The following is a 13,075-nucleotide window of genomic DNA, read 5'->3' as shown; positions in this document are numbered from 1 at the left end:
TTACATAATCGTAGATATTGGTTTCATTGCTTCAAATACGTTTTTACAGCTTTTACAGTACAGAATGCTTCTGCAAGCTGTTGGACCAAAGAGATTCTCTAAAGTTGTATATGTGGACCCACAATAAGCACAGTCCACCTGCCACACATCTTCTCCTTCCTTAAATATAGGAGGAGACGCTATGCCAAACTTCCTTAGATTTACATGCCCTTGTTTTGTTATCCTTTCCGAAGTCCAGGGCGGATGAAAAATAAAATCTACCTCCACTCCCAGTACACCTGGTATTCGCTCAATTGCAGACCTAGTATTGCCTTTAATAATTTCTAACGCAGGACAGCCTAAAAAGGTAGGCAATAAATGGATCTGAACTTTCCCACCATCTATCTTTATCTCCTCCACCATACCAAGATCCATAATACTAACTGAGTCTATCTCTGGATCCATTACTTCATAAAGGGCATTGATCACTAAATCCTTTAAAACTATTAAACTTTGGGTCACTCTTGTCACCTCTTTTCATTTGAGCCTTACCAGGAAGCCGCCGGATCCATCCTATATACCTCTGAAAGAGTTTCAATCGCATCATCTAAGTCCTTCAAATGCATTCCATTGCGACCGTTTTTATTGGGGACGGTGGAGATATTTGGTTTAGCTAGCTGAAGAAATTCAAAAGTAGGAGCTACGCTTTGTAGCCATCTTTCCATTAATACATTCTCTGGTTCTATTAACTGATGCTTTTCTATAATCTCCTTGTCTGCTCCAAAGGAGAAAAAATCAGCAAAGTCATCACTTATTAGCATTATTGCATCTGTCATTTTCTTTTTAGCTAAGTCGGTTGAATTCAATAGTTGCTTAAACCATGTTTCCCAATGCAAACGGTGGTAGTAAATTTCCATCTTTACCTTTTTAGCAATTTCAGCCAAAGGAATATATGAACTAGAACACAGGGAATCGACTTTAACCTTTTTGGCAGTAATATAAAAATAGCTTCTGACTACTTGTAAAGCCCAGTCATATTGTGGAACCTCCATGTAAGAGCCTTTCCCGTTGGCTCTTTCCGTCAGTATGCTATTCTTTCTATTATTGGACTCCCTCAGATGAGCAAGATCATCAGCATTCCCCAACCCCAATTCTTCAAGTAGGCTGTAATACATGACGGCATGCCCCATGCTATCCTGGCTAATGGATGAGGAAGCGACGTCCTCTTCTATATGAGGGGCGAGGCCAAGCCACTCTGATCCACGATACGCATACATAAAGTCATCATCTGCTAACTGAAACAGCAAGCTGGCTATAGCTTCCTTATGTTCCTTGCTCATCTCAACAGTCATTTCCGATCCCCTCCCCAAGATAGTATTTCTTTTTCATCTAATATTTGCTGCTCATAGTGTCGCCATTTTTTCTTTAGGTACCCGTAGCCCTTTGTCGTTCGATAATCCTTGTTGTCTAGTCTTGCTAACGTTTCCTTCTCCTCCAGGTCAAGCTTACGGATATGCTTGCGATTGACGATCCATATGTCAGCTACCGGTTCTCGTCTCATAAAGTTTTCTTGAGCCATTATAAAAGCCATATCTTCATTCGGAGCGAGTAAACTAAATTGATGTAAAAAAGCTGAGCTTGGAGTTCGTTTGCTAAATATTTCATATTCTTGATAAAAATTTTCTTCTTTCATATTAGCTACTCCTTTCTTAGCTTACTGTCGCACTAAGTGCATCCCGGACCCATGCATTATTTTCATATGAGATTCTTCTTAAATTTAGGCGCGCCTCTGATCTAGGACCACCATTTTTAATAATTTTCTTAAATTCATTCCAATCAGGCTGCTGGTATATCCACGTATTTGTAGATTTATCGAATGTTAAGGTTGGGTCAGGAACAGTCAGCCCCAAGGATAAAATTCTAGGGATGTATTTATCAAAAAAGATTTGTCTAAATTCTTCATTTGTTTTCGTTCTTATTTTGTATTTAATCGTTAAATCCTGTTTAGAGGAGCCTGTAGTTTCCTTAGATGCGGGGCCAAAGAACATAAGGAGGGGCTCCCACCAACGATTAAGGGCTTCTTGAATCATCTCTTTTTGTTTGCTTGTACCTTCAGCGAGAGCCATGATAATCGATTCCCCATGCTGCGCGTGAAACACCTCTTCGGCACAAATTCGCTGCAATGCTCTTGAGTACGGACCATACGAGGCACCCAGCATATTTGTCTGAGTTATGATAGCCGCTCCATCTACTAGCCAGCCAATAATCCCTGCATCTGCCCAAGTTTTTGTCCCCATATGAAAGACATTGTGGAACTTTAGATCTCCTTTAAAGAGATCCTGCATCAAATCAGCCCTATTCTTCCCATAAGGCTTTAGCAAGTCCTCTGTCACCCTAAGTAACAGCTGACCATGACCCATTTCATCTTGCACTTTCGCCATAATACCTAACTTTCTAGATAGAGAAGGAGCACGTGGCACCCATTCCTTCTCTGGCAGAGCCCCCATAATTTCACTCATCCCATGCATAGAGATCAATTTAATTAATGTGACGCGATATTCCTCAGGCATCCAATCATCGGCTTCAATCTTATCTCCCATTTCAATTCGTTCCATAAAACGATCCATTTGCTGCTGCTCATCTTGTGAAGTTAGAACTATGCTCACTTACCTTCCTCCTTTATTTAAGCTATGCTTTTCTAAAATAACTCATAACACCATTAAAACGCCTTAACATAAAAGTATATAACATACTTTAACCCCCAAATAAACGAATGCTCTTAAACCCAGTAATTTTCATAAAAAATTACTATAGTAGTCTCTATGATTAATCAGTAATTTATATAACAAATATTAAACGTAAAACTCAAATTTAGTGATACTTTTATTACAGATTAATAGTATCCTTAAAATTAGTCAACTAAAAATTCAGAAAATAACAATAAATATTGGACCATAATAGCAAGAATTAAGACGATTCCTTCTCCTATATTTGTTAAAGTAGACATAAGGCAATTACAAACGAAAAAAGTTATATGATATGATGAATAAAATTTACTGAAAAAGGGAGTGAAAATTCGTGGCTAAAGTAAACCTTTCTTTTGAGGAAATGTGGCAAAGGATTATATCTTGCGATCGTAATTATGATGGATGCTTTTATACAGCTGTAAAAACTACTAAAATTTATTGTAGGCCCTCCTGTAAATCCCGAAAACCCAAAAAAGAGAACGTACAGTTTTATAAAACTAAATCTGAGGCAGAGAATGCTGGTTTTCGAGCCTGTAAAAGATGCAAGCCTGATATAGATCTTGCGCCTCAAGAGGATTTAGTAAGCGAAGTAATTTCTTTTCTGACCTGCAATTACAAAGAGGTTATTACGCTGGAGAGCCTCTCTTTACATATTGGAGTAAGTCCATTCCATCTGGAGCGAGTCTTTAAACAAGTTACGTCCGAGAGTCCACGTACGTTTTTAGAAAAAGTTCGCATAGAAAAAGCAATCCATTTATTGAAGAATACAGATAATACAAACCTAGAAATATCATTGAAAACAGGCTTTAAAAGTACATCGACTTTCTATAAGGCTTTTAAAAATTCCTTACAAACCTCTCCTAGTGAATATCGAAAACAATGGAGGAGTTCGCAAATATGAATGAGAGCCTAAAACCAAATACACTAAATATACCTACACCTTCTGACTTTTGCTTCGAGGAATGTCTAGCTCATTTAATGAGATCGGAACAAGAAACGATGCACCAAGTAATAAATTACTCTATTTATAAAGCTATTAAATTAGATGATGATGAGCCAATTTTGTTTATAATTGAATGGAAACCTGATGCTCTACATGTACGATTTTTTGAAGCGTTAGCCTGGGCCATTATCGGTCAACAAATTAATTTAACATTTGCCTATACTTTAAAAAAGCGATTAGTAGAAAAATACGGAGACTTTGTAGAATATGATGGGAAAAGATTTTATACATTTCCTTCCTTTGAAATGGTTGCTTCTTTAACAACAGATGATTTAAGAGCCTTACAATTTAGTTCTAGAAAAGCAGAGTATATCATTGGTATTGCTCAGCTGATGAAAGGCGGAAAGTTAGACAAGGACCTATTATTTAAACTAGAGACATTTGAACAAAAGCATTTGTTTTTAACGACTATAAGAGGTATTGGACCTTGGACTGCAGACTATGTGTTGATGAAAAGCCTACAAGAGCCCTCTGCTTTCCCTATTTCAGACGTTGGATTGCATAATGCCCTGAAAAAACAATTAAATTTAGACCGTAAACCTACGGTGGTCGAACTAAAAGAACTAGCCGAAAGATGGAAAGGCTGGCAGGCATACGCTACATTTTATCTATGGAGGTCCTTATAATGTATCAAGTAGACTATCAATCACCGATTGGAGTATTAGAAATCTCAAGTACGAGCGAGGCTATTGATGCGATTCGCTTTACGGAAAGAAAAGAAGTAGAACGCGCGCTTGAGGTCGATCATCCTCCTATACTTCATACTTGTATCGAGCAATTAAATGAGTATTTTTATGGAGACCGTATGGAATTTACTTTTCTCTATAACTATGAGGGCACTGCATTTCAGCAGTCGGTTTGGCAAGCACTTACACAAGTTCCTTATGCGACAACTGCTACCTATAAGCATATAGCAGAAACAATTGGGAAAAATCGTGCAGTTAGAGCTGTAGGAAGTGCTAATAACAAAAACAGATTGCCTATTGTTATACCCTGTCATCGGATCATAAGCGTTGGAGGAAAGTTGACTGGTTACGCTGGAGGACTATGGAGGAAAGAATGGCTTTTACAGCATGAACGAGCTAAATTGCAAAATATAAAAACTACTTTATAAATGTCAAGAAGGAGCCCAGGAGAAATATCCGGGGCTCCTTCTAAGGGTTGATTTATGATGAAAAGAAATCTTAGATCAGAGAGTAGAATTGATTTCCGCCCCAGCCGGAAGCTTTCCGCGGGGTGAGCGATAAGCCATCACAATCACTTACGCGCGTGGTTGTGATGGCTTATCTGTATCCCTCATCCCGTAGGAGTCGCAGTCTGGCGCTGCAATCAATAAATGGGAACCTCTTTAGCATCCATAAAGCGCACAAATTTACTCATTTAAACATAGTGAAAAACTGTCACCAACTATATATGTTCTTAATAGCTATTTGAAAGTTCCTTTGTTTATGTTTACAGTCACTTTAAAAAAGAATGGTTAGTCAAAATCAACCAATATCTTTAAGCTTATAAGATTAAGGCGATTTCTTAATTCGTTTTAGGACATATATCATTACCAGTAATAAACCTAAGGCGAGCAGACTAATATATATACTATTCATATTTGTTAAACTTTTGGGAGTTAACTGTTCTTCATCCTTGCTAGCAGTTGAATTATTTGAAACTAGTTCAATTGTTTTTTCACCTTTTCCTAATTCGGATAAATCCTTATCTGCTAAAGACAACAGAGTAGTTTTGGAACAGTAATTCACTTGAATTTCTCCATTTGATTCAATTGCATATACTAAATACTCTTGATTCAATTCAAATTCGTAGCCACAACTTTCCGTATTTCTTACAGTATAAACTGTAATTGGTGACTGATTTGGCCCTTTCCAATATTCATTCATATCAAAATGTACAGCAATAGGATCAGCAGAAGATTGTATGGACTTATTTTTGTTCCCATCTATTATTTCAACAACTTTTCCAGAAAAAACTGTGGAACTAAAATCTAATTCTTCTTTCACGGTGTTTGGTCCATCACATGAACAAGCGTAACCTGTAACAGAGAAAAAATTAAAAAAAGGAAAAAAAAGTAGTATCAACAACAAAACAATATACTTAACTTTATTGTAAATTATAGAATTGATGTTCAGGTAACCTCCCCTTTAACACTGTACAAGCTTAGAATATATTACTGTTCTTCGTTATCAAGAAAAATAAAGTTACCGTCAATAATATCCTGTAAATACTCGTCAAAGCTGTCTGCAATCACTTTGTATTCATCTGGATCGTGCAAAAATCGAACTATTTGACCGCTTACACCATCAGCTGAAGGGTTAAAGTCGATAAAGAGTCTTGATGTCCCACCGTTGTTCATACAGTCGGCAAAATGAATATATTTACCAGGTAGCAGTCCCTCTGGATTTATCTTAGGGTCAACAGCCTCCTCGTCATCTTGATATTCTAATAGATAGGAGACATCTTCTTCTTCCTTAGAACTATCGAGCATCTGTTGTGTAGATAGCAAATAGTATGGATATTCGCCATCAGCAACATCAGCGCCTAAAATACAAATCGCAATTTCATTTTCTTTATATTCCCTCCAATATGTACCGTCTATATTTTCCAGTAAACAGATTAGTGATTCTGGACATTCTGGATATTCTGACCTGAGGGTATTAAGATCCTCTTTTGAAGCCCCCTGTGCTGTATTTAATTCGTTGAGCTCAACTTTTGATAATGCTCCTCTTAAACTGATTAAAAATTCGTTAACCAAATTCATTATTTTTACCTCCTAAAAAAAATATTTGCAATCTCTATTTGACTTTATATGTATCTACTTTCTTTACTTAATCATTTGCTCCTTAATGAGACGTTCCTTATCGTCCAAGTTAAATACGCCTGGCACCCATGTCCGAAGTACTCCATAGCCCCCAATAATTTCTTTGTATACTTCGAATATCACAGCTTGCAAACGTTCTCCATTATCATCTTTTTCTTTTAACTCATAAGTATGCCGTATAACTTCTTCACTTAAATACTCACTCAAAAATGTAATTCCACTTGCTTCATAGTTACTAAGCAATTCATCGGGAATATCTAATATATAAGTTTCAACTTCAATTGAATCTTTTATCTCCCAACCTTTTTCTGATAAATATACTTCGTGACGTTCATTAAGACTTTCCTACCCACAAGCTGGAATGAATAATATTCCTACAATCATCATAAAGAGCATTCTGATTTTCATTACAACACCTCACTTTACAATCGTGGTAAAGCATTTTAACGCTTTAGGAAAATAAGATGTATTTTTTATTTAAAATATTTTTCATAGCAAACGCATTCATGAATTCGTTGGTTATCTGAAAATTGTTCAATATCTTCTCCTACATAATGAGCAAACGTATTCTGTAAGTGAAGATTAGGAATAGTACTTTGAATTCTATTTTTCATTTCATTTCCTTCGAAATAAATATGGTAATAGGAATAGACTTTTTTAAACTGCATTTTTTCATACCAATTCCGTACCCAACGATCATCTCTAGTCCACGCTTCAAATCGATTCAACCCTATATTGATTGCTCTTTTTTCTGCTTCTTGGAGAAGTTGCTCACCAATTCCCTGTCGTTGGTAATCTGGATGTACTGCAACATGCCAAACCATACCTCCTAAGCCGTGACCTCTTGAGCAAACGGTTTTTTCTTCCTTTTCATACTCTATATCAATGAGTCCAATAATTTGTCCATTTAATTCTGCCACGAGTTCGATTGCAGGATTTTCATAGTTTTCTTTTTTATTCAATACGTTATCAAAGTAGGCTGTATTTAGAAATGATAGTGTTCTACATCTTACCCAACCTATCTCATCTGAATCGTTATAATCCCGAATAAACACTTAATATGTCCCCCTTTTTTTAAATGTTGTTGAACTATTAAAATATTATTTCTAACTTATGTTATTCGACTAAGGAAATTTATATCCTCTAAAAAGGACAATCAATAAGTAATGTAGAATATGTATAAAAATACTATTAATAGGAGGGATAATTTGAAAAATCAAATTTGTGTTATAAGCATTTATGTGCCAAATTTAAATAAAGCAATTGACTTTTATACTAATACGTTAGGTTTTGAACTACATAAGCAGTATGGTCCTAAGCTTGCATCACTCGTTAACGGAAACTTACCTCTTGTTTTGGAGGAAAATGATAGTGCAAGCAATAACCAAAATGCTTCAGGAGTTGCATTGGGATTGCAAACGGAAGATATTTATGAAAAGGTTAAAATCTTAAAAGAAAAAGAAGTACATTTTATAATAGATGAACCAACTGATTGTCCTCCAGGAAAATTCATTAGTTTTCGAGACCCTTTTGGTAATATTTTAGAATACCTGCAATTTGAAGATTAATAATCTAATTAAAATAAAAATTGAGTTACGGCGTGCATTAAAAAAGAGCTAGAATTAGTTATCTAGCTCTTTTTAATTTGATAATAAAAGAGAAGTCTTTTAATAAGTTGCTAGAAGAGTTTTCTGAAATTCCTCTGTGCTTTGTCCAGTAGTTTTCTCCATGGTGCTATAAAAATCATTTAAAGACTCCGATAATAACAACTTCGCTATGACTTCTGATCCATATAAACTATCCAACTTTTTCACTGTGAAGTAGCCTTGTAAATATACTTTATAATGTTCCAGAGTCGCTGGGATGGTTTTATTTGTGTCTAGTAAGCGATAATCCACTGTTTCACCTAGGATCTGATGGTTAATCACCCTATCCTGATAACCAACGTACTCACTTAGCCCCTCTATGAACCAAAAAGGCAGATGCTCCATTTTACTACTCAATCCATTAACCTTTGCAAATTGGTGAATACGATAGTGGGTATATTCGTGTAATAATATTCGTTCCCATCTTTTTTCATCATCCATCTTCATTAGATGAATAGATTGATTCCTACGTTTGTAATAACCTACTGCTCCAGGGGACACTTCCTTAATAGCCGAAGAATCATTGTATATTTCAATCTTTAAAGGGTCCTTTAGCTCTGACCCGAAAATCCGATCTAACTTTGCCTTTTCCTTAGCTAACAGCGAGGAGTACTCCTGCACAGAAGCAATATTATCTGCTGCAAAATAATAAGAGATACTATCAATCTGCTTAGACTCCACATTTTTTTGGATTGAGTCTCCTGAAAATAAAGAGAATAATTTTCTGCTTTTCTTCTCTTCTGCTTTGGCTCCAGCAGCTAGAGGCGCTATCTCTTTATAAGGTTCTTCTATGAAATTAGACCATGCGCTACCTCCTATGTAAAAGGAGCAAAATAAGGTGGCTGTTAATATAAAGCTCACTGGAGGACGAACAATAGACAGCGAAAAGTCTCGTTTGGTATCCAAGTAATACATATAAAAGATAAAAAGTAAGCAGCTAATTAATATGCTCCACACTAGATTGCTCCAGCTATAATACATAGTAAATGCTTGCACGGTATACGCTCCAATGACGAAAGGAAACAACAGACACAAAGCTCGCTTGATGATCGTTCTCAATTTATCCTCCTATTGAATGGTTCTACGTTTACTCGTTGCTATGTTGCACTTGGCATGGTCGATTTGCTTCATGCCAACCATTGTTGATAATATGCCTTTCGTATTCATTAGGAATCGCAAGCTATCATCTTTTTTTTGTATTTCTTTTCCTAGGTTAAAGGGTGCGCTGGTCGTTACGTGTATTCCTAACTGTCTTGCTGCTTCGAGTACTGTCATTTCAATTCCAGCAACTGATTGAGTTTTCTTTTTGATTGCTTCAGGAAAAACTCTATTTACAGGTAATTGCACAAATCTAAAATGATGGTATTCCCCTCCGACATTTCTGGCTATACTTTCTGCTATTTCTAAAGAGATATAGCCTTTCTCATCCTGATCACCAATAAGTCCAAGCCATGTAGCCATTCCATAAAAGCGGATATTTTGTTTCTCTACCTGTTTCTCAAAAAAGTAAAATAAATCCTCCAGCTGGTTGTAGAATGCATCTTTTCCAAGAACCTTCATAGAAAGCTCTGGAACATGTAAATAATATATATCAATCGTATCCAAATAAAGGTGCTTTCTGCTTTGCTCTATAGCAAACCGGAAATAATTAGGAGTAAGTACATGCTTTTGATGTTCAAAAGTTTGTATATCTGTCTCTTTAATAATTGTATTTTGTAAAAGCACCGACTCTAAATAATCTTTTGGAACAAGTCCTGCATCTTTATCCCCAGGTAGGAGCCCACCTTTAGTGGAAAGGACAAATTCTGATCTGTTCAATTTTTTGTTTTCTGTTATTTCTAAAAGAACCTTGCCGATGTCTCTTTCTGATTTCATACCACGATAATTTAAGGCGGTATCAATAAAGTTTAGTCCGTTCAATAGACTATAACGAATCGTTTCTTGATATAAGGCAGAATGTGCCTCCGTCATCTCTCCTAAATGTGTTCCAAGTGCAATTGGAGAGCAATAAAACCATGGCGTTTCTCTAAAATTAGATTGATGAAGACTCAGGTAACCAAAAGTATTTTCTTTTGACGCAAAGCCTTTGATCATTTGACTGCATACTCCTTTAAAAAATCTAAAGCCATATAATAAGCATTGGCTGTGAAAAGCTGTTGAATTTCACCATTCTTTATTAAAGAGTGCATTTCTTTAAAATCAAAAGTATGAACATCTATAAATTCTGTAGGATCCAGGTGTTGGTCGCTAGTTTTATACGTATCTAAAAGCAAATAGGTGTAAACCTTATTGGTTTGAGTAGCTGGGTTTACGTAAAATTGACCCAATAAAACTGGGTCGCGATCGGTTGTATAGCCAGTTTCCTCTTGAACTTCTCTAATAATTGCTTCCTGGTAGCTTTCTTGTCCCTCTGGCTTTCCAGCTGGAATTTCTAAAAAGATATTTTGACCTGCATAGCGATATTGGCTTACTAATATAATCTGCTGTTCCTTTGTCAGTACAATGGCGTTGACCCAATCCGTATACTCATTGACATAGTAGCTTTCAATTACCTGTCCATCTGGTAGTTCACAAATGTCTTCTCTTAAGTTTCCAAATGGGGTTTTAAAAATATACGAGGAACTTAATGTTTTCCAAGCGCTCAATCATTTCACTCCTTTATCTTGTAGTTCAGTAGATAAGCCATACTAATGACTAAATACTTACATTTGCAGTGAGGTACCACAGTCGGAGCAAAAATTGGATGATCGACGAACTGGATGGCCACAGTTTGAGCAATAGGCTTCCGCTTTTAACTGTCCTTCCTCCCATCCTTGGCTGGCTGCAGCCATTTGTTCACGTATTACCTCGTTATTTAGATCTTTTAGTTTTTTAAAATTACCTACCCCAGTTAAAACAAATCCGAAAAAGATAAGGGGAGCACCAACAAAGAATAACCAAAAATACTGCGGTTCCTCAAAAAACTCCAGCGTAAAAAATTCAAACAAAGAAAACCCTATGCAGCATATGCCAACTATCATCATAAATGGACCTATTAGCTTCACTTCAAGGTCACCTCATTTTCAAAAAAATTCATAAAGACCTCCATCAAAATATTTAAATTCTTCTATTGAAATTGGTGTAGAATCATAACCCTCATAGAAAGCTTCCACTAATAATGGATTGGATTGTATGGATCTAGTAGCAAGAGCGAGGTCATACCTAGGGTCACCATGTGCTACTCCAGCAAGATCAATAAAAGCATATACCATACCATCCTTCACAAGTACATTATCAATCGTACAATCCCCATGTATAAGTGTTTGAGGTATTGGCTTAGGCTGGTTCAATTTTAAATAGGTGAGTAGCTCTTCATTTCCATCCACTTTGTAATGCTTTACGTTGTAAGCGGCTGTATGTAATTGTTTTTCAAGCCAAATATTTTTAGTTAGCAATGCACCTGGAGGTCTAGTAGTGTGTAATAATTTTAGAAGAGTTCCAAAGCTGAGAAAAAGGGATCTCTTTTCCTCGATTGAATTTGCATCGTGTAAGGCTTCTCTTAAAGGTACGCCTTCTAACTTACTCATTAGAAGTGAATTCTCTTCGGGTTGCTCTTTGTAATGCATGAATAATGGAATCGGAAGTTCTGTCTCTTTATTTAGAAGTTCCATTACCTCTGCTTCTTTTTTTAGCCATTCTCGATAAGGTAGCTCAGTTGCTACTTTCCATACAAATTGTCCTTTTTTAGTTTGTAGAAAGGTGGTAAATGATGTTCCACCTTGACGCTTTGGGAAAGACTGTGCAAGTATTTCTCCAGTTATTTTTATATCCAAACTATCATTTATTTGTTTATTCAAAATAAAACACCTCTAGGTCATATTATACAATAGCTTAATAATAAATAACTATACCTTTTTCATTATTTTGTAAAAATTGAAACTATTTCGCTATTCCAATTGATGCATGCCTCGCAATCCCTATATTTAACCTACATGCATATTCTAATAAATATGATAATTCATAAGGAGGAAATTTAATGGGATTATTCATCAACGATAGCCAGCATCCAGGTGTTTTTAAAAATAATGGCGAATTAAAAGCTAGCAACCAAGTCGAGTTTCGTAGTAACTACTTAACCGATTTCATGCTTAGCCAAGAAGCAACTAACCAGTCTTTTTTAGATAATATTATTCGATTAAATAATTCGCAACAACAATATGGAGAACAACAAATAACCCATTGGAATGAACTTAACAAAAGACTTGAGTACTTAAAGAAATTAAATATGCAGCATGAACAGGTTGAAAAACAAATACAAACTGGTTTAAAGAAATTAGAGCAACAAAACGAAAAGTTGCACCACTTAATAACAGAAGAGCAGCTTGGAAAACAATGTTTAATGGAACATATTGAGCATCTAGATGAAACACAACACCATATAAAGGTTCGATTAGACAAATCTGAAGAAACTTCCGGAGTGATTGTTCAAAAGATAGACGATCTTTCATTAAAAAATGTAGAAGTACTTTCAAGTATGGAGCAGGTGTCAGCGTTTCAACATGAAGCAATGGCCAAAATGGACGAACAGCATCATTTCCATCATACGATTACCCAACAGATTAGTGGTTTGGAAGAAGCTCAAAAGGATTTAACAAGTCGAGTAGATCTCCAAGAAGGCTTGTTGGAGAAAATAATGAGGCAGATCGACCATATTCGATTTTCATTATATGAAAGAACGAATTTCATAGAGGAAAAAATGGAGAAGCTGTATCAGGCTTCTATAGCAAGCTTTCAAAAAATAAAAAATGGGTCTAATTAATTTAAATTGCTTTGGGAGTAAATTGCAAAGATATTCATGTACAGCATGGATAATTTCAATTTACTTTCTAGCAAC

18 protein-coding genes are annotated in these 13,075 nt (G+C 35.9%); 5 read left to right on the top strand and 13 right to left on the bottom strand.

The annotated features are described in order from the left end of the window. From paaD to paaA, 4 genes are read right to left on the bottom strand one after another with little or no spacing between them, the layout of a single operon-like run. Complete coding sequence (gene paaD / locus HF876_RS01390) at positions 1-501, bottom strand: 1,2-phenylacetyl-CoA epoxidase subunit PaaD (protein WP_169358241.1); 501 nt, start codon at positions 499-501, stop codon at positions 1-3. Positions 502-527: 26 nt separating this feature from the next. Further along, positions 528-1,331 (bottom strand): 1,2-phenylacetyl-CoA epoxidase subunit PaaC, encoded by an 804-nt coding sequence (paaC, locus tag HF876_RS01385; RefSeq protein ID WP_240949553.1) that lies wholly within the window; start codon positions 1,329-1,331, stop codon positions 528-530. Beyond that, positions 1,328-1,672 carry a 1,2-phenylacetyl-CoA epoxidase subunit PaaB gene (paaB, locus tag HF876_RS01380; protein WP_169358240.1) on the bottom strand — a complete coding sequence of 115 codons (345 nt, stop codon included), beginning with the start codon at positions 1,670-1,672 and terminating at the stop codon, positions 1,328-1,330. The genes paaC and paaB overlap by 4 nt, the downstream gene beginning before the upstream one ends. A gap of 16 nt (positions 1,673-1,688) precedes the next feature. After that, positions 1,689-2,606 (bottom strand): 1,2-phenylacetyl-CoA epoxidase subunit PaaA, encoded by a 918-nt coding sequence (paaA, locus tag HF876_RS01375; protein ID WP_205963960.1) that lies wholly within the window; start codon positions 2,604-2,606, stop codon positions 1,689-1,691. A gap of 451 nt (positions 2,607-3,057) precedes the next feature. On the opposite strand from paaA, the gene HF876_RS01370 reads away from it, so the two are divergent. From HF876_RS01370 to HF876_RS01360, 3 genes are read left to right on the top strand one after another with little or no spacing between them, the layout of a single operon-like run. Beyond that, positions 3,058-3,627 (top strand): bifunctional transcriptional activator/DNA repair enzyme AdaA, encoded by a 570-nt coding sequence (locus HF876_RS01370; RefSeq protein WP_346764017.1) that lies wholly within the window; start codon positions 3,058-3,060, stop codon positions 3,625-3,627. After that, a complete protein-coding gene (locus HF876_RS01365; RefSeq protein WP_169358238.1) occupies positions 3,624-4,355 on the top strand; it encodes a DNA-3-methyladenine glycosylase family protein in 732 nt (243 codons plus the stop codon). The genes HF876_RS01370 and HF876_RS01365 overlap by 4 nt, the downstream gene beginning before the upstream one ends. Beyond that, entirely contained in the window at positions 4,355-4,843 is a 489-nt protein-coding gene (locus HF876_RS01360; protein ID WP_205963946.1) for a methylated-DNA--[protein]-cysteine S-methyltransferase, read from the top strand. Before HF876_RS01365 ends, HF876_RS01360 begins: the two co-directional genes overlap by 1 nt. A 400-nt stretch (positions 4,844-5,243) precedes the next feature. On the opposite strand, the gene HF876_RS01355 is transcribed toward HF876_RS01360, so the two are convergent. The 4 genes from HF876_RS01355 to HF876_RS01340 all read right to left on the bottom strand — a co-directional run bounded on the left by HF876_RS01355 (position 5,244) and on the right by HF876_RS01340 (position 7,611). Further along, entirely contained in the window at positions 5,244-5,738 is a 495-nt protein-coding gene (locus HF876_RS01355; protein WP_346764016.1) for a hypothetical protein, read from the bottom strand. Between the two features lie 167 nt (positions 5,739-5,905). After that, positions 5,906-6,496 carry an SMI1/KNR4 family protein gene (locus HF876_RS01350; RefSeq protein ID WP_169358236.1) on the bottom strand — a complete coding sequence of 197 codons (591 nt, stop codon included), beginning with the start codon at positions 6,494-6,496 and terminating at the stop codon, positions 5,906-5,908. A gap of 63 nt (positions 6,497-6,559) precedes the next feature. Next, entirely contained in the window at positions 6,560-6,763 is a 204-nt protein-coding gene (locus HF876_RS01345) for a hypothetical protein (protein ID WP_481900271.1), read from the bottom strand. 266 nt (positions 6,764-7,029) lie between these two features. After that, entirely contained in the window at positions 7,030-7,611 is a 582-nt protein-coding gene (locus HF876_RS01340; protein WP_169358235.1) for a GNAT family N-acetyltransferase, read from the bottom strand. 153 nt (positions 7,612-7,764) lie between these two features. On the opposite strand from HF876_RS01340, the gene HF876_RS01335 reads away from it, so the two are divergent. Further along, complete coding sequence (locus HF876_RS01335) at positions 7,765-8,124, top strand: VOC family protein (protein WP_240949551.1); 360 nt, start codon at positions 7,765-7,767, stop codon at positions 8,122-8,124. Between the two features lie 99 nt (positions 8,125-8,223). Here HF876_RS01335 and HF876_RS01330 read toward each other — a convergent pair whose 3' ends face one another. Genes HF876_RS01330 through HF876_RS01310 form a run of 5 tightly spaced genes read right to left on the bottom strand, consistent with a single transcriptional unit; the run spans position 8,224 to position 12,038 of the window. Continuing rightward, on the bottom strand, positions 8,224-9,261 hold the full coding sequence (locus HF876_RS01330; protein ID WP_169358233.1) for a collagenase: 1,038 nt from the start codon (positions 9,259-9,261) through the stop codon (positions 8,224-8,226). A gap of 9 nt (positions 9,262-9,270) precedes the next feature. After that, positions 9,271-10,296, bottom strand: a complete 1,026-nt coding sequence (locus tag HF876_RS01325) for an aldo/keto reductase (protein ID WP_169358232.1) — start codon at positions 10,294-10,296, stop codon at positions 9,271-9,273. Further along, positions 10,293-10,847 carry an NUDIX hydrolase gene (locus HF876_RS01320; RefSeq protein ID WP_169358231.1) on the bottom strand — a complete coding sequence of 185 codons (555 nt, stop codon included), beginning with the start codon at positions 10,845-10,847 and terminating at the stop codon, positions 10,293-10,295. The genes HF876_RS01325 and HF876_RS01320 overlap by 4 nt, the downstream gene beginning before the upstream one ends. 57 nt (positions 10,848-10,904) lie before the next feature. Next, positions 10,905-11,246: a zinc ribbon domain-containing protein gene (locus tag HF876_RS19225; RefSeq protein WP_169358230.1), complete on the bottom strand. Its 342-nt coding sequence runs from the start codon at positions 11,244-11,246 to the stop codon at positions 10,905-10,907. Between the two features lie 18 nt (positions 11,247-11,264). After that, entirely contained in the window at positions 11,265-12,038 is a 774-nt protein-coding gene (locus HF876_RS01310) for a phosphotransferase family protein (RefSeq protein ID WP_169358229.1), read from the bottom strand. A gap of 179 nt (positions 12,039-12,217) precedes the next feature. On the opposite strand from HF876_RS01310, the gene HF876_RS01305 reads away from it, so the two are divergent. After that, positions 12,218-13,000, top strand: a complete 783-nt coding sequence (locus HF876_RS01305; RefSeq protein ID WP_169358228.1) for a hypothetical protein — start codon at positions 12,218-12,220, stop codon at positions 12,998-13,000. The last annotated feature ends 75 nt before the right edge of the window (positions 13,001-13,075 follow it).

The organism is Psychrobacillus sp. BL-248-WT-3, from assembly GCF_012843435.1.
Classification (GTDB): domain Bacteria; phylum Bacillota; class Bacilli; order Bacillales_A; family Planococcaceae; genus Psychrobacillus.
This window is presented reverse-complemented; position numbering and strand designations above follow the sequence as displayed.